Annotated in this window: 20 protein-coding genes and 2 tRNA genes; 16 read left to right on the top strand and 6 right to left on the bottom strand. The window is 50.3% G+C overall.

The features are described 5' to 3' along the window. Positions 1 to 43: 43 nt before the first annotated feature. The 3 genes from OMQ46_RS12955 to OMQ46_RS12945 are packed head-to-tail and all read right to left on the bottom strand — an operon-like array spanning position 44 to position 4,078. Complete coding sequence (locus tag OMQ46_RS12955; protein ID WP_266237448.1) at positions 44 to 1,990, bottom strand: hypothetical protein; 1,947 nt, start codon at positions 1,988 to 1,990, stop codon at positions 44 to 46. A gap of 2 nt (positions 1,991 to 1,992) precedes the next feature. Next, positions 1,993 to 3,273: an HlyC/CorC family transporter gene (locus OMQ46_RS12950; protein WP_266237447.1), complete on the bottom strand. Its 1,281-nt coding sequence runs from the start codon at positions 3,271 to 3,273 to the stop codon at positions 1,993 to 1,995. A gap of 7 nt (positions 3,274 to 3,280) precedes the next feature. Beyond that, on the bottom strand, positions 3,281 to 4,078 hold the full coding sequence (locus OMQ46_RS12945) for a cytochrome C assembly family protein (protein WP_266237446.1): 798 nt from the start codon (positions 4,076 to 4,078) through the stop codon (positions 3,281 to 3,283). A gap of 141 nt (positions 4,079 to 4,219) precedes the next feature. Here OMQ46_RS12945 and ffh point away from each other — a divergent pair, with 141 nt between their 5' ends. The 8 genes from ffh to OMQ46_RS12905 all read left to right on the top strand — a co-directional run bounded on the left by ffh (position 4,220) and on the right by OMQ46_RS12905 (position 9,884). Then, positions 4,220 to 5,599 (top strand): signal recognition particle protein, encoded by a 1,380-nt coding sequence (ffh, locus tag OMQ46_RS12940; RefSeq protein ID WP_266237445.1) that lies wholly within the window; start codon positions 4,220 to 4,222, stop codon positions 5,597 to 5,599. Positions 5,600 to 5,710: 111 nt separating this feature from the next. Continuing rightward, positions 5,711 to 5,962 carry a 30S ribosomal protein S16 gene (gene rpsP, locus OMQ46_RS12935; RefSeq protein ID WP_266237444.1) on the top strand — a complete coding sequence of 84 codons (252 nt, stop codon included), beginning with the start codon at positions 5,711 to 5,713 and terminating at the stop codon, positions 5,960 to 5,962. Positions 5,963 to 5,981: 19 nt separating this feature from the next. Further along, positions 5,982 to 6,494, top strand: a complete 513-nt coding sequence (gene rimM / locus OMQ46_RS12930; RefSeq protein WP_266237442.1) for a ribosome maturation factor RimM — start codon at positions 5,982 to 5,984, stop codon at positions 6,492 to 6,494. Between the two features lie 12 nt (positions 6,495 to 6,506). Beyond that, on the top strand, positions 6,507 to 7,250 hold the full coding sequence (gene trmD, locus OMQ46_RS12925) for a tRNA (guanosine(37)-N1)-methyltransferase TrmD (protein WP_266237441.1): 744 nt from the start codon (positions 6,507 to 6,509) through the stop codon (positions 7,248 to 7,250). 14 nt (positions 7,251 to 7,264) lie between these two features. After that, positions 7,265 to 7,609, top strand: a complete 345-nt coding sequence (gene rplS / locus OMQ46_RS12920) for a 50S ribosomal protein L19 (RefSeq protein ID WP_266237439.1) — start codon at positions 7,265 to 7,267, stop codon at positions 7,607 to 7,609. An 89-nt stretch (positions 7,610 to 7,698) separates the two neighbouring features. Continuing rightward, positions 7,699 to 8,607, top strand: coding sequence for a site-specific tyrosine recombinase XerD (gene xerD / locus OMQ46_RS12915; protein ID WP_266237438.1), 909 nt, complete (start codon positions 7,699 to 7,701; stop codon positions 8,605 to 8,607). Positions 8,608 to 8,672: 65 nt separating this feature from the next. Further along, a complete protein-coding gene (locus tag OMQ46_RS12910) occupies positions 8,673 to 9,158 on the top strand; it encodes a YajQ family cyclic di-GMP-binding protein (RefSeq protein ID WP_266237437.1) in 486 nt (161 codons plus the stop codon). A gap of 9 nt (positions 9,159 to 9,167) precedes the next feature. Continuing rightward, positions 9,168 to 9,884, top strand: coding sequence for a DsbC family protein (locus OMQ46_RS12905; RefSeq protein WP_266237436.1), 717 nt, complete (start codon positions 9,168 to 9,170; stop codon positions 9,882 to 9,884). On the opposite strand, the gene OMQ46_RS12900 is transcribed toward OMQ46_RS12905, so the two are convergent. Then, complete coding sequence (locus OMQ46_RS12900) at positions 9,870 to 10,625, bottom strand: UDP-2,3-diacylglucosamine diphosphatase (protein ID WP_266237435.1); 756 nt, start codon at positions 10,623 to 10,625, stop codon at positions 9,870 to 9,872. The genes OMQ46_RS12905 and OMQ46_RS12900 overlap by 15 nt on opposite strands. A gap of 41 nt (positions 10,626 to 10,666) precedes the next feature. Beyond that, complete coding sequence (locus OMQ46_RS12895; protein WP_266237434.1) at positions 10,667 to 11,242, bottom strand: peptidylprolyl isomerase; 576 nt, start codon at positions 11,240 to 11,242, stop codon at positions 10,667 to 10,669. A gap of 163 nt (positions 11,243 to 11,405) precedes the next feature. Between OMQ46_RS12895 and OMQ46_RS12890 the strand changes: the two genes are divergently transcribed. Further along, positions 11,406 to 13,076, top strand: a complete 1,671-nt coding sequence (locus tag OMQ46_RS12890; RefSeq protein ID WP_266237431.1) for a glutamine--tRNA ligase/YqeY domain fusion protein — start codon at positions 11,406 to 11,408, stop codon at positions 13,074 to 13,076. Positions 13,077 to 13,079: 3 nt separating this feature from the next. Continuing rightward, positions 13,080 to 14,474: a cysteine--tRNA ligase gene (gene cysS, locus OMQ46_RS12885; protein ID WP_266237429.1), complete on the top strand. Its 1,395-nt coding sequence runs from the start codon at positions 13,080 to 13,082 to the stop codon at positions 14,472 to 14,474. 237 nt (positions 14,475 to 14,711) lie between these two features. Here cysS and folD read toward each other — a convergent pair whose 3' ends face one another. Next, complete coding sequence (folD, locus tag OMQ46_RS12880) at positions 14,712 to 15,569, bottom strand: bifunctional methylenetetrahydrofolate dehydrogenase/methenyltetrahydrofolate cyclohydrolase FolD (RefSeq protein ID WP_266237428.1); 858 nt, start codon at positions 15,567 to 15,569, stop codon at positions 14,712 to 14,714. A gap of 141 nt (positions 15,570 to 15,710) precedes the next feature. Between folD and OMQ46_RS12875 the strand changes: the two genes are divergently transcribed. The 6 genes from OMQ46_RS12875 to rfbD all read left to right on the top strand — a co-directional run bounded on the left by OMQ46_RS12875 (position 15,711) and on the right by rfbD (position 19,413). Next, positions 15,711 to 15,787, top strand: a tRNA-Pro gene (locus OMQ46_RS12875). A gap of 46 nt (positions 15,788 to 15,833) precedes the next feature. Beyond that, a tRNA-Arg gene (locus OMQ46_RS12870) sits at positions 15,834 to 15,910 on the top strand. 118 nt (positions 15,911 to 16,028) lie between these two features. Beyond that, positions 16,029 to 17,099, top strand: a complete 1,071-nt coding sequence (gene rfbB, locus OMQ46_RS12865) for a dTDP-glucose 4,6-dehydratase (protein ID WP_266237427.1) — start codon at positions 16,029 to 16,031, stop codon at positions 17,097 to 17,099. After that, a complete protein-coding gene (gene rfbA / locus OMQ46_RS12860; protein WP_266237426.1) occupies positions 17,096 to 17,980 on the top strand; it encodes a glucose-1-phosphate thymidylyltransferase RfbA in 885 nt (294 codons plus the stop codon). The genes rfbB and rfbA overlap by 4 nt, the downstream gene beginning before the upstream one ends. Then, a complete protein-coding gene (rfbC, locus tag OMQ46_RS12855; protein WP_266237424.1) occupies positions 17,981 to 18,526 on the top strand; it encodes a dTDP-4-dehydrorhamnose 3,5-epimerase in 546 nt (181 codons plus the stop codon). After that, on the top strand, positions 18,523 to 19,413 hold the full coding sequence (rfbD, locus tag OMQ46_RS12850) for a dTDP-4-dehydrorhamnose reductase (protein ID WP_266237423.1): 891 nt from the start codon (positions 18,523 to 18,525) through the stop codon (positions 19,411 to 19,413). Before rfbC ends, rfbD begins: the two co-directional genes overlap by 4 nt. Positions 19,414 to 19,437: the final 24 nt, after the last annotated feature.

The raw sequence follows: 19,437 nt of genomic DNA, 5'->3' as shown, positions 1-19,437 counted from the left end.
GAAATCCTGCAATACCGCATCATGATAGGGCATGATGGCGGTTTTATGAACCTTGCTTGATGGTGAAGTTGAAGAGTTCGTAATCCAGCGTGCTGTCAATGATACCACTTGCCTCGGCGATATAGGGCTCGCCATGGTCCTTGACCCTGAGCCGTCGTCTGGGTGAATACAGCCCTTTCTCCGTGATCATTGCTGCGGGTTCTTTTGGCCTGGTTGTTGGCATAATCAACGCTGGATGCTGCTCTGCTTCACCATCAGGGGTACAAAATACCGGGACAGGTTTTCCCTCAATAAGTTCAAGCCCGATAACTGTGTCTGCTTCAGTATCAACAAAAAGCCACCTTACACTGGCTAATTTCACGGCGACACCCGGTTCAAAAATTCCGACGAAATCACCAATATTAAGGTGACAACAATCCCTGCTTGCGCGCTTGGCCATGATGCCACCGCTGCCTTGATTTGCCAGGTGCCAGTCCAGGCCATTGGGTTTCTCGGTCTGTAGACTCTGATGAACATAACTGATGCCATGAACAATGATCGCCTTGCGATGTTTTGCCGAGTTGAGCCGGTGATAGCGACGTTCATGCGTGGTGTTGAGTTGAGGGATGATTTTTTTAAGTAAGCGTAATTCGGTATCCAGTGAAGCGTAAGGGCCTGATTTAGCATCCTTGAACAGGTTCTCGATAGAAAGCAGTGCCGGTTGCGTATTGAGCAGGCGCGTTGAGGGGCGTTGCCGGACCGATGCTGGCATTTTCACCATGGCTTGGGGCATGAGGTCACTATCGGTATCAATGCAGAAATGACCGGTCAACATGAAGTTGCTGGTGGAGTTGATCAATTTGTCGCTGAGCGTACCGGTCTCAACTTTATCGGTGAACTCGGTCATCAGACGAAATAGTCTGATGACATCAAAGCGGGCCAGGCTGTATGGGTCAGCTAATGCGGTCAGTGTGATTTGCAGGTACAAATCATAAAAACTACGCGATTGATGCTGCTCTCTTAAGCTCACCGTTTGCATCAGGGTCTGAGCCTGCTCCTGATATAAATACTGCTGATGCAGCCAGTGCCAGCTGCCAGCAGGCGCTTTCCGATAATACTGGTATGCATGCAGTATAAGCAGCGCCTGCTGTTCAGTACTGCGGTTGAGGCAAAACAGAAGCAGATTGTTGTGGTCCGGTGTCGCTCCCCTTTGATAGGGGTGGCGGGCAAGTTGCTGGTAACCGAGACCCAGAGTGGCAATCAGTTCACTGATGTTTTGAATGGCTCGCAGATTCTCGGCGGTGGCATACATATCGCGTTTCACTGCTGAAATGTCGCGGGTGAAAAGGAGGGCGTGAATTTCAGTGCGGTAGCTCTCAAGCAGTTGTAACATCAGTAGTGGTTTCAGTCTGAGTTGTGATAAAACGACGATGTGACTGAGCAGGGTCGATGTCCGCTGATGGGCTTCTTTGGGCAATTGACTCAGCCAGGCTAATAGCAGGCCGGGATCAGTGATGGTATCGCGACGATTGGCTAATGGGTCCGTGGCTGGAGTCTTTAAATTCAACTGTGGCAGCTTTGAGGAAGGCTGTTTTCGAAGCTTCAGGTTGTCAAGCCATTTTGCCGTCCACGCTGACCACTTAATGGGACTTTCAACTTTTTTAGCCGGGCTATCGGCTTGCGGCATGATCTGCTGCAGGCGGATCTTTTCTTCCACCAGGTTTAATGCTTCCGAGAAGCTGGACTTGAGCAAGGGTTTTCTGAGTACGATGTCGACCGGCTCACTGACATTGCCGGTGTTAGTCAGCAGGGCGGTATAACTCTGGCCACGGTTTTGCCAGGCTTGCTGACCCGTGTCGGTATCAAATGCATAAATCTCAAGATCCGCCTGACCTTCTTCAACCAGGATCCACTCTGACGTCAACAAATCAGCCGATAGTCTCAGCATCGAACGGAGTGAGTTTCTGTCGATACCGTTTAGTCCTACCAGCTTAAGACGCAGAGTCGACAAGGTCAGGCATCCTCCTCCAACTCGGCTTCAATGCGCCGGATCCGCAGGGTTTTTATGGCATTGTCGGCCGTCTGCACGACTTCGATCACATAGTCACCCCAGCGAATGCTGACCCCCGGATCGGGGATGCTTTCCAGATGCTCCAGCACCAGGCCGTTGATAGTTTTAGGTCCATCGGTGGGGAGTTCCCAATTATTGCTGCGGTTGATGTCACGAATAGTGGCGGTGCCGTTAATCAGATAACTGCCGTCTTCCTGAGGATGTATTTCCTTGTCTTCATCAATGGTGTCAGCGGTAAATTCACCGACAATCTCGCGGAAAATATCCTCCAGCGTGATCAGTCCCAGCAGATCACCGTATTCATCGACAACCAGCCCGGTGCGCCGACGGTTACGTTGAAAGTTGATCAGTTGAGTATTGAGTGGCGTGCCTTCCGGAACAAAGTAGGCGTTTTTTATAATGGCCCGCAGGGTTTCCGGTGTCAGATTGTCCTGGGTCAGTAAATGTAATGCTTTGCGCAGATGCAGAATACCGACGATGTTATCCATTGTGTCTTCATAAACCGGAAGACGGGTATAGCCACAGTGAGACAGCTGTTTGATGATATCCGGAAACGGCGCATTGATATCCAGCCCTTCAATTTCATTGCGCGGCACCATCACATCATTCACTGTGACTTTTTCCAAATCCAGGATACTCATCAGCATATCTTTGTGACGTTTGGGAATCATGCTGCCTGCTTCAATCAGGGCGACACGCAGCTCTTCGACATTGATGGCCGTGGTGGCGGCATCCTCAGGTGACACCCCAAACAGGCGCACCATGCGGTTGGTAATGCTGTTGGTGAACCAGACCAGAGGATAAAGGATAAATAACAAGGGTTTCAGCAGAAAACTGGCTGGGAAAGCAACCCGCTCCGGGTGCAGCGCAGCCAGCGTTTTAGGCGTGACTTCAGCGAACAGCAGGATAATCAGAGTCAGCGCGAATGTCGCCACCACAATGCCGTTTTCTCCCAACAATTTTATCCCGATCACCGTGGCGATCGCTGAAGCCAGGATATTGACGAAGTTATTACCGAGCAGTATCAGCCCGATCAGTCGATCTGGCCGACTCAACAACTGCCCGGCAATCAGCGCACCGCGATGACCTTCCTGCTCAAGATGTTTTAACCGGTAGCGGTTAAGCGACATCAGGGCGGTTTCGGAGCTGGAGAAAAACGCTGAGACGAACAGCAAACCAAACAGAATTAAAAACAGAACCAGTAAGGAGGTCTCTTCAAGCATGGGCGTGTCAGTTCACCAAATATTCGAGTACAAATTTACTGCCCATATAGGCCAGTAACAAAAAGCCAAAACCACTTAAGGTCCATTTAACCGCGGTTTTTCCTCGCCAGCCATAGCGCAGCCGGCCCCACAGCAGGGCAGCGAACACACACCAGGCAATCACTGATAAGACAGTTTTGTGTACCAGGTGCTGGGCCAGCAAATCATCGACAAACATGAAACCGGTAATCAGGCCAATGGTAAGTAGGACAAAGCCCGTTATCAGCAACTGAAACAGCCCTTTCTCCATCGTCTGTAAAGGTGGCAGTTTGCGGATGATACCGGCGACATGATGCCGACGCAGGTGTTTTTCCTGAATCGCCAGCACGACGGCCTGAATCGCGGCCAGCATAAACAGGCTATAGGCAGCCAGAGATAGCAGCACATGCCACTCCAGCGCCGGATCCGACAGGGACGGAGGCTCGGGCGATGGGAGTTCCACCCTGAGCATCAGGCTAAGCGCGACCAGCGGATAAACCACAATGCCCGGATGTGAGTCGGGCATCCTGCTACCCACGATCAGCGTGATGAAAGCCATCAGCCAGGTGGTTACAGAAAAGGTTGAGAAAAGTCCCAGATCCCAACCACCGGCGGCATGCATCGTAAAAAAGATATCAGCCGCGTGAAACAGCAGCGCCATAATGATCAGAATCGCGACCGGAACCCCGGGTTTTACCGCAGATTGACCCTTCTGTACAAAGCGCCGGATAAGAATTGCACTACTGCTCAGATAGAGCAGAAAAGCGAGAGCGTTGGCAATGGCCATATTTCATTCGATCCTTGGAGGATTTGTTATCTCAAATGTCAATGATAAACGAGGTCATCCTGTCGGAAACAATATATCAGTTATACTATGCTTTTGAAGCATTAAACACTGGCAGCCTATGCCAGCCATCTAGGGTGATCTATGTTTGACAGTTTAAGTGAAAGACTGGGGAGTACGCTAAAGTCACTCCGTGGTCAGGGCCGTATCACTGAAGACAATGTAAAAGAGACGCTGCGCGAAGTACGCATGGCCCTGCTTGAGGCCGATGTCGCGCTACCGGTCGTCCGTGAATTTATCAACCGCGTCAAAGAGCGGGCGATGGGACAGGATGTCCTGCGTAGCCTGACACCGGGCCAGGCGCTGGTCAAAGTCGTCAATGACGAACTGGTTGCTGTGATGGGCGAGGCCAACCCGGGCCTGAATCTGAATACCCAGCCACCCGCCGTAATTCTGATGGCCGGCCTGCAGGGTGCGGGTAAAACGACCAGTGTCGCCAAGCTGGCGCGCTGGCTGAAAGAGCGCGATCGTAAATCGGTGATGGTCGCCAGTACCGACGTCTACCGACCCGCGGCAATTGACCAGCTGCAGACACTGGCCGGCGAAGTCGAAGCCAGGTTTTTCCCGAGTCAATCGGATCAGAACCCGGTCGATATCGCCAAAAATGCGATAGAACAGGCTAAGCGTGATTATGTCGATGTGGTGATAATCGATACTGCCGGTCGCTTGCATATCGATGACGACATGATGACCGAGATCAAACAGATTCATGCCGCCATCAACCCGGTTGAAACCCTATTTACTGTCGACAGCATGACCGGTCAGGATGCCGCCAACACAGCCAAAGCATTTAACGATGCCTTGCCGTTGACCGGTGTGATTCTGACCAAGGCAGATGGTGACGCCCGTGGCGGTGCCGCCCTGTCTATCCGCCATATCACCGGTAAACCTATCAAGTTTATGGGGGTCGGTGAAAAGACCGCAGCACTGGAACCTTTCCACCCTGACCGTGTAGTATCTCGTATCCTGGGCATGGGTGATGTGTTGTCGCTGGTGGAAGAAGCCCAGCGAAAAATGGATGTCGATTCCGCTGAAAAGCTTGCCAAGAAGCTTAAAAAGGGTAAAGGCTTTGATCTGGATGACTTCCGTGAGCAACTTCAGCAGATGGGCAAGATGGGCGGCATCGGTTCCATGCTGGATAAACTGCCTGGCATGGCGAATATACCGGATGCGGCCAAGAACCAGGTCAATGACAAGGAGCTGGGCAAGCTGGAAGCCATCATTAACTCGATGACCCCAAAAGAGCGCCGCCGCCCGGATATTATCAAAGGTTCACGTAAGAAACGTATCGCTGCCGGCAGTGGCACGCAGATTCAGGACGTCAATCGTCTGCTCAAGCAGTTCACGCAGATGCAGAAAATGATGAAGAAAATGGGCTCTAAGGGTGGCATGGCCAAGCTCATGCGGGGCATGGGCGGCAAATTCCCGATGGGCGGAATGGGTGGCGGTGGCATGCCGTTTTAGGTCTACCGAGCATCACCTGCTACAAATAGTAAACTAAGACTTTGCAAACCCGGGAGACTTGCGTAAAATACGACGGTTTTCCGATCCAGTTTTTCAACGGGCATAAAGAATATGGTAACAATTAGATTGACTCGCAGCGGCGCCAAGAAGCGTCCTTTCTACGGTATCGTCGTCACCGACTCACGCAATGCGCGTGATGGTCGTTACATCGAACGCATTGGTTTCTTCAACCCGATCGCACGTGGTCAGGAAGAGAAACTGCGCGTTGATCTGGACCGCGCTGCTCATTGGATTAGCCAGGGTGCACAAACTTCTGAGCGTGTTGCCAAGCTGATTGAAGAAGCTCAAAAAGCGGCTGCTTGAATAAAGAACAGGTGCGGGTATGGCAACATCCGAGGAGTTTATCCCGGTAGGTAAAATATCCGGCGCCTTTGGCGTAAAAGGTTGGGTCAAGGTCTACTCCTTTACTGAACCCCGCGCCAACATCCTGGAGTATTCACCACTGTTCCTGTCACGACAGGGGGAGTGGATAGAAATCAAGGTGTCCGGTGGGCACTTGCAGGGAAAAGGTCTGGTGATGGGCATTGCCAACGTCACCGACCGCGATCAGGTTCAGCCACTCATCGGTGCTGAGCTGGCGATTAAGAAAGACCAGCTGGAGCCGACCGAAGAGGACGAATTCTATTGGGCTGATCTGATGGGCCTGAGCGTGGAAAACCTGGACGGCGATTTGCTGGGACAGGTGGACCACTTGCTGGAAACCGGCGCCAACGACGTGCTGGTGGTTAAGGCAAAAGGCACAGAGCGATTGATTCCGTTTGTGATGGATGAAATTGTCAAACTGGTTGATTTGGATAACAAGCTTATCCGGGTGGACTGGGACAAAGATTTTTAGGGAGCGAGGTTGATGCGCCTGGGTGTGATATCCCTGTTCCCGCCAATGTTTGATGCCGTCACCGAATTTGGGGTGACAGGTCGGGCAGTGACCCAGGGGATTCTGGAACTCAAATACTGGAATCCGCGTGATTATACGCACGACCGCCATCGAACCGTGGACGACAGACCTTACGGTGGTGGACCGGGCATGGTCATGAAAGTCGCTCCGCTGAGTGAAGCCATCACGGCAGCGAAGCAGGAACTGGGTGATGATGCCAAAGTGATTTATCTGTCACCACAGGGCAGGAAACTGAATCAGCAGGCGCTGAAACAGCTGGCAGGCAGAGACAAAATGATACTGGTTGCCGGGCGTTATGAAGGCATTGATGAACGCCTGATTGAAAAGCAGATTGATGAGGAATGGTCGATTGGTGACTATGTCCTCAGTGGTGGTGAACTGGCAGCCATGGTGCTGATTGATGGTGTGGCCAGATTGTTACCCGGTGTATTGGGCGACGAGAATTCTGCCGAGCAGGATTCTTTTGTAGCAGGTTTGCTGGACTGCCCGCATTACACCAGACCGGAAAAGTTATTTGACCAGACAGTACCCGAGGTATTGCTGGGCGGTGACCATGAAGCGATACGCAAATGGCGCCTTAAACAGTCCTTGGGACGAACATGGTTGCGACGACCTGACTTGTTGGCAGATAAAACATTGACCGATGAGCAGCAGGCGTTATTAGAAGAATTTATTGCCGAGAGCGGGCAGGATTAGTTGGGAGTTAAACAATGAGTAACATTATCGAACAGCTGAACGCTGAACAAATGAAACAGGATGTCCCTGAGTTTTCAGCGGGCGATACTGTTGTTGTTAAAGTCAAAATCAAAGAAGGCGACCGTGAGCGTGAACAGGCGTTTGAAGGCGTCGTGATTGCCAAGCGCAACCGGGGTCTGCACTCTGCTTTTACCGTTCGTAAAATCTCCAGCGGGGTAGGCGTAGAGCGTGTATTCCAGACTCACAGCCCGACTATCGCCAGCATCGAAGTCAAACGTCGTGGTGATGTACGTCGTTCTAAACTGTACTACCTGCGTGACCTGACTGGTAAAGCAGCACGTATTAAAGAAAAATTGTAATTCAGCGGTTCATTCGGACCCGGATTACCGAAAAGGGCAGTGGTTTTCCACTGCCCTTTTTTATTGCCTGCTGCTAATCTAATGCAGACATGACGACGCAAGAATCCACTCAGCCCAGCCGTTACCTGGAACGTTTTCTGGACAGCCTGTGGCTGGAAGCCGGCCTCAGCCAGAATACGATTGAAGCCTACCGACGCGACCTGTTGGCCTTTGCAGGCTGGTTGTCTCAATTTGATGTCGATCTGGCTGCAGCCACTCAGCAGGACATTCAACGTTATCAAAGCCAGCGTATGCGTGAAGGACGTAAGGTCAGAAGCGAAGCGCGGCTGCTCTCCACACTGAGACGCTTTTATCGCTATTTATTGCGAGAAGATCTGCGTGACAGTGATCCCACCGCGCAACTTGAGTCGCCACGTCTGGGCAAACCCTTACCGGACAGTCTGACCGAACAGGAAGTGGAAGACTTGCTGGCACAGCCGGATGTCACCGATGTGCTGGGCCTGCGTGACAGAACCATGCTGGAATTGCTCTATGCCACTGGTCTGCGGGTGTCAGAACTGGTCAGTCTGAAACAGGAGCAGTTTAACGTTCGGCAGGGCCTGATTCGCTGTATCGGCAAAGGCAACAAGGAGCGACTGGTGCCGGTGGGTGAAGTGGCACTGGACTGGCTACAGGATTATCTGATTGAGAGTCGGCCGGGGCTGCTTAATGGTCAGGTCACGGATGATTTATTCCCTACCCGCCGTGGCAAGGCGATGACCCGTCAGGCCTTCTGGTACATCATTAAGCGCTATGCCAAACAGGCGGATATCCAGAAGCATTTATCGCCGCATACATTGCGGCATGCCTTCGCGACTCATCTGTTGAACCATGGTGCCGATCTGCGTGTGGTTCAGTTATTACTGGGACATTCTGATCTCTCCACCACCCAGATTTACACCCATGTCGCCAAAGAACGGCTGAAAAAATTGCATGGACAGCATCACCCGCGTGGTTGAGCAGACTGACGCAATATGATCGCGATGTTAAACTTGCCGCTTGATTGAATTAGCCGGAGCAGGGCATGCCTTCCTTTGATATCGTATCCGAAGTTGATAAACATGAGCTGACCAACGCCGTTGATCAGGCCAACCGCGAATTGAAAAACCGCTTTGATTTCCGTGGAACCGAAGCCAGAGTCGAACAGTCGGACAAAGTGCTCACCCTTTTCGCTGATAGTGATTTTCAGCTTGAACAGTTGCTGGATATTTTACGACTTAAGCTGGTAAAGCGCGGGATTGAACTCGGTTGCCTGGAAGTCAAAGATCCAGTTGGCCTCGGCAAATTGCGTAAACAGGATGTGATTGTCCGTGAGGGGCTTGATAAGGACGTGTCCCGAAAAATCGTCAAGCTGATTAAAGACAGTAAAATCAAAGTGCAGGCTGCGGTACAGGGCGAGAGCGTTCGCGTCACCGGTAAGAAACGTGATGAACTGCAGCAAATCATCGCGATGCTCAAAGCGGAAGAAAGCATCGAGATGCCGCTACAGTTCAATAATTTCAGAGACTAGGAAACTTTAATGCTGAAACATCTACTTGTTATTGCCCCGTTGCTCTTCATCGGCATCAGTCATGCCGCAGAATCAGACAAGCTCAGACAAAAACTGGAACAGAGCCTGCCGGGTGTTGCCATAGACAGCCTCAAAAAAGTGGATAACGCCGACTTATACGAAGGGGTTATCAATGGCGAAATTCTCTACTTCTCAGCCGATGGCCGTTATGTGTTGCAGGGGGAGTTGGTGTCGCTGGAATCCAGAACTAACCTGACCGAACAGCGTCGCGTCAGTCTGCGTAAAGATATTATCGACAGTCTGGATGAGAAAGACATGATCATCTTTGAGCCGAAACAGACAGAACATACGCTGACCGTTTTTACCGATATCGACTGTGTATATTGTCGTAAAATGCACTCTGAAATCGAGCAATACAAAGACCTTGGCATTCGTATCCGCTACATGGCCTACCCACGCGGTGGTATTGGTTCCCAATCCTATGATGAAGCCGTTACCGTCTGGTGTAACGAGGACCGACATGATGCGATGACACGGGCTAAAGCGGGCGAGGAAATGAAAGCCAAGACCTGTGATAACCCGGTCAAGGCCGAGTTTGAGACTGGTCAGAAACTGGGCGTTCAGGGCACCCCTGCACTGTTTACGGAAAACGGACAGATGTTGCCTGGATACGTGCCTCCAGAACGTTTAAAAGAGATTCTCGAACAGACTTCAGATCAATCTTAAGCTTTGAAAACCTGAATCCAGCCGGTGATCATGCAGTGTCAGCTGCCGGTCATCGGCTATGAGATAACTGATATGGTTATCCCAGTCTCCCAGCACCACCCGATAACTCGGCTTGTCATTTGAAGTTGCTAGTTCATGAATCGCCGGTCTGTGAGTGTGGCCGTGAATCAGAATATCGATCTGATGGGTCTCAATCATCCGCGAGACTTCTGATTGATTCACATCCATTATCATCGCGGTTTTATGCTGCTTTTTCTGTTTGCTCTTGGCGATAATCTGGTCTGAGATATTCTGCCGGAAGCGGGCCGGTAACTTCAGAAAACACCATTGAAGAAAACGGTTTCTGACTACCTTCCGGTAACGCTGATAGCTGATATCATCCAGGCATAGCGTGTCACCATGCAGAAGCAGCGCAGCGTGATCGCCAAACTGGATTGGGTAACTATCACCCAGTAAGCTGGCGCCCACTTTTTTGGCAAAACCCTTACCCAGCATAAAGTCGCGGTTACCCACCATCAGATATAGTTTGATGCCGCTGTCTGAAAGCTTTTGCAGGACAGTGACAAAGGGACTGAATTCAGTAGGCACCAAATCATCACCCAGCCAGGTGTTGAAAATGTCACCAAGGATATAGATTTCATCAACCTGCCCCTGCTGGGCGTCAAGAAACTCGCAAGCCATCTCTGTCAGCGCGGGACGAGCCGGGCTGAGATGGAGATCGGAAATAAACAGTCTGCGCATAGAAAAAATCCTGCCCTCATGGTGAGGGCAGGATGACAGTGTTAGAGTACGCTGGCTTTTTTAATGACGACGTCTTCAGCCGGCACATCCTGATGTGGGCCACGCATGGTGGTGTCTACCTTGCGGATTTTATCGACCACATCCATACCTTCAACGACTTCACCAAATACGGCATAACCCCAGCCACTGGGTGCTTTTCCACGAAAATCGAGAAAATCATTATCGACAGTGTTAATAAAGAACTGGGCTGTCGCTGAATGTGGATCATTGGTTCGTGCCATTGCGACGGCACCGCGTTGATTGCTGAGACCGTTATCAGCCTCATTTTCAATCGGGGCACGGGTTGGCTTCTGCTCAAAGTTTTGATCAAAGCCGCCGCCCTGAACCATGAAGTTTTCAATCACACGGTGAAAAATGGTGCCATCGTAAAAGCCGGCCTCAACGTATTCCAGAAAATTAGCCACGGTGTTGGGGGCTTTTTCCTGATTCAGTTCAATTACGATGTCCCCCATTGTTGTTTCCAGTTTGACTTGAGGCGCGGCGCCCCCTTCAGCGTTGGCTGCCAGGGAAAAGGAAGCGAAAAACAGGGGAGCCAGATGGCGGTAAAGTAGTTTCATGTCTATGTCCAACAACGGTCAAAAGAAGTCATGATAGAGCATCGGCCCTGATCATGGGAACATCAGGAAGCGGGAATGAGGGACTTGTCACTGAAAACAGCGCTGTCGCCCGGACAGGCTGAACGCGTATAATGCCCGTTTTAATTAAAAATCAACTTTGGCTATGTCAGAAACCGCTGCTCAACATAATTTTATTCGCACCATTATTCAGGAAGATATTGCCGCTGGCAGGCTGACCGGAAAGGTAGTGACCCGCTTCCCGCCGGAGCCCAATGGTTATCTGCATATTGGCCATGCCAAGTCGATCTGTCTGAATTTCGGGTTGGCAGAGGAGTTTGGCGGGGATTGTCACTTACGTTTTGACGACACCAACCCGGCCAAGGAAGAGCAGGAATACATTGAAGCCATCATGGAAGATGTTCAATGGCTGGGCTTTCAGTGGGCAGGCGATGTTCGTTACGCCTCAAGCTATTTTGAGCAGTTTTATGACTGGGCGGTGCATCTGATCAGACAAGGTAAAGCCTATGTCTGTGACCTGACCGCCGACCAAGCCAGTGAATATCGCGGCTGGGCGACCAAACCGGGTAAGGAATCGCCATACCGCAGCCGCAGCATAGAAGAAAACCTGGCGCTGTTCGAAAAGATGAAGCAGGGCGAGTTTGATGAAGGTTTTTGTGTGCTGCGCGCGAAAATCGATATGGCTTCGCCGAATATGAATTTACGCGATCCGATTCTGTATCGTATCCGCAAGAAAGCGCATCATCAGACCGGTGATAAATGGTGTATTTACCCCAGCTATGATTTTGCCCATGGTCAGGGCGATGCGATTGAAGGTGTCACTCACAGTATCTGTACACTGGAGTTTCAGGATCACCGGCCATTGTATGAGTGGTTTATCGAAAATCTGCCCGTGCCATCAGAGCCGAAGCAGTATGAATTTGGCCGTTTGAACCTCAATTACACGGTGACCAGCAAACGTAATCTAAAACAACTGGTCGATGAAAAGATTGTGGCCGGCTGGAATGATCCGAGAATGCCCACGATTTCAGGCATGCGACGTCGCGGTTATACCGCTTCAGCGCTGCGCGCATTCTGTAACGGTCTGGCTGTTGCCAAAACTGACGGCATTGTGGATATCGCGCAACTCGAATTCGAGATCCGCAATGATTTGAATGAGAATGCCGCACGTGCCATGTGCGTGCTGAATCCACTGAAAGTCACCATCAGCAACGCGTCTGATGAGGTGGAATGGCTGGACGTCCCCAATCACCCACAAAAGGAGGAGATGGGGCAGCGGTCCATACCATTCACTAAAGCCATTTACATCGATGCGTCTGACTTTACAGAAGACACCAGCCTGAGTCGCAAGAAGTTCAAGCGCCTGGTCATCGGTGATTATGTGCGTCTGCGCGGGGCTTATGTCATCAAGGCAGATGAAGTCATCAAGAACGACCAGGGCGAGGTAATTGAAGTCATCGCTTCTCTGGTGCCTGATACCGTGGGGCAGAACCCACCGCCGGAAATGAAACCGCGGGGCGTCATTCATTGGGTATCTGCGACAGAAGCCAGACAGGTGGAGTTGCGCCTGTATGATAGATTGTTTATGGCGGAAGCGCCGGGCAAGGAAACCGGTAATTATCTCGATGACGTCAACCCTGATTCCTTACGCGTGATTAAAGCCTTCGCCGAGCCGACCATTGTGGATTGTGAACCTGAAACAGCATTCCAGTTTGAAAGGGAAGGCTATTTCGTCAGTGACCGATACGACCACAATGCCGAGTCACCCGTATTCAACCTGACCATTGGTTTAAAAGAAGATATTTCAAAAAAGTAAATAATGTTAAAAATCTATAACAGCCTAACTCGACAGAAAGACACGTTTACCCCCATTATCCCAGGCAAGGTCAGTATGTATGTCTGTGGCATGACGGTGTACGACCTCTGTCATGTCGGTCATGCTCGGGTGATGGTGGTGTTTGATGTCGTCACACGCTATCTGCGGGCGCTGGGCTATGACGTGACTTATGTTAGAAACATCACTGATATAGATGACAAAATCATCAAACGCGCGGCTGAAAATGGTGAAAGCATAGAGGTGCTGACAGAACGTTATATCAGCGAAATGCACCAGGATGCCGACGCGCTGGGCGTGTTAAGACCGGATATCGAGCCCAAAGCGACCGAATCCATGGGTGAAATTTTATCCATGGTACAGACCCTGATAGATAAAGGTCTCGCTTATGTCGCCGAAAACGGTGATGTTTATTACGATGTCAGCGAATTTGCCTCATACGGCAAGTTATCCGGGCGTGATGTTAATGAACTGCGTGCCGGTGAACGCGTCGCGGTGAATGAAGCCAAGACCGACCCGCTCGATTTTGTGCTGTGGAAAGCCGCCAAAGAAGGTGAGCCAGCCTGGGAGTCACCCTGGGGTAATGGTCGACCAGGCTGGCATATTGAATGCTCGGCGATGTCAGCGCATTGCCTGGGTGAGCATTTTGATATTCATGGCGGTGGTCAGGATTTACAGTTCCCGCATCATGAAAATGAAATCGCCCAGTCCGAAGGCGCGCATAACTGCCAGTCAGTCAATTACTGGATGCACAACGGCTTTGTTCGTATTGATGATGAGAAGATGTCCAAGTCGCTGGGTAACTTCTTTACCGTGCGTGAAGTGCTGGCGGTCTATCCGGCTGAAGCAGTGCGTTATTTCATTCTGTCCAGTCACTACCGCAGCCCACTGAATTATTCAGAAGATCAGCTTGAACAGGCGAAAGCGGCATTGACCCGTTTTTATACCTCACTGCGTGAAGTAGAACCACAGGCAGAAGTACGCTGGCAGGAAGACAAGGAATTCGGTCCTCGCTTCCAGGAGGCGATGGATGATGATTTCAATACCGCGCTGGCCTTGTCAGTTATGGCTGATGTGCGTCAGGCTCTGAATAAAGCCTATGAGCGTGGTCAGGGTGCTGAACAAGCCGCTTATTACGCCGGCCTGTTGTTATCCTTCGGTGATGTGCTGGGACTGTTCCAGCAGGATGCCGACGCGTTTCTGGTCGGAGATACCGCATCGGATGATGAAGCCGCTGCAATCGATGCCCTGGTCGCCGAACGCAATCAGGCGCGGTCTGATAAAAATTGGGGACGCGCTGATGAAATCCGGGATCAACTCACGGAAATGGGTATCGTGCTGGAAGATTCAGCCGGTAAAACCAGCTGGCGGCGTCAATAAGCCTGTTTGGAATTATTAACCACAGAGGCACAGAGGCACAGAGGACACAGAGTTTTTAGAATTATCTGCAGATTACGCTGATTTTCACAGATTAAAAACAGTCCAGCGAAGTGTTTGTCTAGCAACAGAGCTTCTGGTTTTTGTCCCGACTCTGTCTTTATTATGAATAATCTGCGACCATCTGTGTAATCTGCGGATAGATGTTTATATCTACTCTGCGCCTCTGTTGTTCAGTGTTTATTTTTGATGTAAGTGCTCTGCAGCAAACAGCGTATTTTCCATAAGCGTCGCTACAGTCATCGGACCGACGCCACCCGGAACAGGGGTTATCCACGAAGCCTTCTCTTTGGCACCTTCAAAGTCGACATCCCCGGTCAATTTGCCGTCTGCCAGTCGGTTAATACCGACATCAATCACCATCGCACCCGGTTTAATCCAATCGCCCGGAATAAAGTTGGGCTTACCCACGGCAACAACCAGCAGATCCGCACGACGCACCTGTTCCTCAAGGTTTTTAGTCCAGCGATGGCAGACGGTCGTGGTACAGCCGGCGAGCAATAGCTCCAGTGCCATCGGCCGTCCGACAATATTGGAAGCCCCAACAACCACGGCTTCAAGCCCTTTCAAATCGACTTCAGTGCTCCTGAGCAGGGTGATAACGCCTTTCGGGGTACAGGGACGAAGAACAGGGATGCGTTGAGCCAGGCGGCCGATGTTATAGGGATGAAAGCCGTCGACATCTTTATGAGGCGCGATGCGTTCAATCACAGTTTCAGGGTCGATGTGCGCGGGTAGCGGCAATTGCACCAGAATGCCGTCAATTTCTTCATCACTGTTGAGCTTATCTATCAGTGCCAGCAGTTCATCCTGATTGGTGGTATCTGGCATGTCATAAGCGACCGATTTGATGCCGATTTCTTCGCAACTGCGACGCTTACTGCCAACGTAGACTTTTGATGCGGGGTTTTCACCGAGCAAAACGACGGCGAGACCCGGGCGGCGTTTGCCGTCAGCAATCAGTTTATCAGTGGCCAGTTTCAGTTTTTGTTTCAGATCGGCGGCGACAGCTTTGCCATCAATAATCTTCGCGCTCATTCAGGGGTCCCGGACTTGCAAAAGCGGCTATGATCGCATGAGTCGTCGTGAACAGCAAAAAATATCAAATCAAGCGTTGACTCTGTCTGGGGAACAACGTATTATTTCGCCTTCTTCGAGGATGACTTCTCGAAAACAAGTCGGGGCATAGCGCAGTCTGGTAGCGCATCTGGTTTGGGACCAGAGGGTCGGGAGTTCGAATCTCTCTGCCCCGACCACTTCCCTACTTTTTTCTTTGTCCTCGCTTAGACCACATGTCACGATGCGCCCGTAGCTCATCTGGATAGAGCATCGGCCTTCTAAGCCGAGGGTAGCAGGTTCGAGTCCTGCCGGGCGCGCCACTTGCCTGTCGTTCACTCCCCCTTCTAATATGCAGCATCAACGGATTAAGTTGAGTAATAACGGCCCCAGTGCTACATTCGCCTAGCACTACCTGAACTCAATTACTGAATCTAAGCTGTGACTCAAAAAACATTACTCATTACTGGCGGAGCCGGTTTTATTGGTTCTGCACTTATCCGTCATTTAATCCGTCAGACCGATTACGCTGTCGTCAATATCGATAAGCTCACCTATGCGGGCAACCTTGAATCTCTTAGCGAGATCGAGGCGCATCCCAACTATCATTTTATTCAGGCTGATATCTGTGATGCAGCCAAGATGGCTGAGGTCTTCTCCGAGTATCAGCCAACGGGTATCATGCATCTCGCGGCAGAATCACATGTCGATCGATCCATTGATGGGCCGGCAGAGTTTGTTCAGACTAATCTGGTAGGCACATATACCATGCTGGAAGCGGCCAGAAATTACTGGTCAGCGTTGCAGCCTGATCAAAAAAAGGCCTTCCGCTTCCATCATATTTCTACAGATGAGGTATATGGTTCGCTGGGCGAAAACGGGTTGTTCACTGAAACCACGGCCTATCAACCGAACTCACCCTATTCCGCCACTAAAGCAGGCAGTGACCATCTGGTTCGCGCCTGGCATCATACATACGGGCTACCGGTTGTATTGACGAATTGTTCCAATAATTACGGTCCCTACCAGTTTCCGGAAAAACTGATTCCGTTGATGATCAATAATGCACTTGCAGGTAAAGCCTTGCCGGTATATGGAAACGGTCAAAATATTCGGGACTGGCTGTATGTTGATGATCATGTTGAAGCACTACAGTTGGTATTTGAAAAAGGGAAACTCGGAGAAAGTTACAATATTGGTGGCTTTAACGAGTATACCAATCTGGATGTGGTGTACACGCTGTGTGAGATCCTGGATGATTTATTGCCAGACTCTGATTACAAACCGCATAAAGATTTGATTCATTTTGTGACTGACCGCCCGGGTCATGATTTACGCTACGCAATTGATGCCACAAAAATTCAAAAGGAACTGGGCTGGCAGCCTCGTGAAACCTTTGAGTCCGGTTTAAGAAAAACCGTCGAGTGGTATTTAGACAATCGTAGTTGGAATCAACACATCATCGACGGTAGTTACCAGCAACAGAGACTCGGTTTGGGAGGAAAGTCATGACCAAGCGCAAGGGGATAGTGCTCGCCGGTGGCAGTGGCACCCGCTTACACCCGGTGACGCAGTCCATCAGCAAACAGCTTTTGCCGGTTTACGACAAACCGATGATTTATTATCCTTTGTCCACCCTGATGCTGGCTGGTATTCGAGACATTTGTGTTATCTCAACACCTCAGGACACACCCAGACTGCAACAATTGCTTGGCGATGGAAAGCAATGGGGGATAAACCTCAGTTACATAATACAGAAGAGTCCTGATGGCATTGCTCAGGCCTTTATCCTTGCAAGAGACTTCATTGGTGATGCTCATGTTGCATTGATATTAGGAGACAATGTGTACCATGGCCATTATTTGCTTGATGTGATGCGAGACGCTGATCAAAGAGAGGTTGGGGGAACAGTATTTGCTTATCGAGTGAAAGATCCGGAAAGATATGGCGTCGTCGACTTTGATAGCGCTGGAAAAGCATTAAGTATCGAAGAAAAGCCATTAGAACCAAAGTCACATTATGCAGTTACCGGGCTTTACTTTTATGACAACAGTGTTGTTGAAATTGCACAGAACCTTGAACCGTCATCCCGAGGTGAATTAGAGATTACTGATGTCAATAGACATTACCTTGAGAATGAAAAATTACATGTCAGGGTATTGGGTAGAGGCATGGCATGGTTGGATACAGGGACACATGACTCTTTGCTTGAAGCTTCTCAATTTATACAGACAATAGAAAAAAGACAGGGTATGAAGGTGATGTGTCCAGAGGAAATTGCTTTTAGAAAAGGATACATTTCAGCTCAAGACCTGAAAACCTTGGCAAAACCATTAATCAAGAGTGGTTACGGAGATTATCTAATGCAGATTTTGAGTGAAAAGCATCGATAAATGGAAGCATGTGAAACAGCAATCCCTGATGTCAAAATCCTTAAACCACGTGTTTTCAGCGATGAACGTGGTTTTTTTATGGAGACCTATAATCGTCGTGTTTTGAGCCAGTTGCTCGACACAGATGTCGAGTTTGTCCAGGACAATCACTCTGCGTCAGTCAGAAATGTACTGAGGGGCCTGCATTATCAGATTCATCAGCCACAGGGAAAGCTGGTCAGGGTCATCAGTGGTGAGGTCTTTGATGTGGCGGTGGATATGAGAAAAAGCTCTGCTTATTTTGGGCACTCGGTGAGTACCATTCTGAGCGCAGACAATCATGAACAGATGTGGATTCCGCCGGGTTTCGCCCATGGTTTTCTGGTTTTGAGTGAGCGTGCTGAGTTTCTGTATAAAACCACCGACTTTTATGCGCCTGAGTACGAGCGAACCTTACTGTGGAATGATCCGGATCTCGGTATCGATTGGCCACTGACATCAGCCCCAATTTTATCGGATAAAGACCAGCAGGGCAGACCATTTACAGAGGCTGAGGCTTATCCATGAGTCGCATACTGCTCCTCGGTGCGACTGGCCAGATCGGATATGAACTGGTAAGAAGTCTGGGACCTTTGGCCAAGCTGGTAATGCCTGACCGGGAAGCACTCGATTTGCGATCAGATGAAAAAATCATCGCTGAAAAAATTCGTCAGTTTCAACCTGATCTGGTGATCAATGCAGCGGCTTATACTGCCGTTGATCAGGCCGAGCAGGAAATTGAGCTGGCCTGGCAGGTCAACGCCAGCGCTCCGGGGGCAATAGCCAAAGCGTGTGCGTTAATGGGGATCCCAATGATCCATTTTTCCACAGACTATGTATTTGATGGTCAGGGGAGCCAGCCCTGGACTGAAAATGATACAGCGCACCCCGTCAATGTTTATGGTCAGAGTAAGCTGGCTGGTGAGGTGGCTATCCAGAAAAGTGGTGCGATGCACTGCATTTTTCGAACAAGCTGGGTATATGGCCTGCATGGTAAAAACTTCCTCAATACCATGAGACGACTGGCTTCAGAAAAAGCGTCATTAAACATCGTCAGCGACCAGATTGGCTCACCAACCTGGTCAAGACACATCGCTGAGGCCGTATCCGCCGTGGTTGTTTTGTCCAGACAGCAGGGTCCCTCATTCTGGCAACAACAAACAGGGATTTATCACCTGACCAATAGCGGTGCCACATCCTGGAGTGAGTTTGCCAAGGCTATATTTGAGGCGCTGGCGGCAGAAGGTCAAACCGTACCTGTTGTCAATGCGATTGCTACCAGCGAGTATCCAACGGCTGCCATGCGCCCCGGCTTTTCTGTTCTTGATAACGCCCGGATAGAGCGTCAGTTTGGTATTCGTATGCCCGACTGGCGTCACAGTCTGAAGCTGGTAATGCAGGATTTGAAACTATAGTTTTGCCGTTGCTGGATAAGGCAT

The sequence above is a fragment of the Methylophaga sp. OBS1 genome (genome assembly GCF_026319365.1).
Note: the sequence above shows the minus strand (reverse complement) of the source record. Positions and strands in the feature narration are given on the sequence as shown.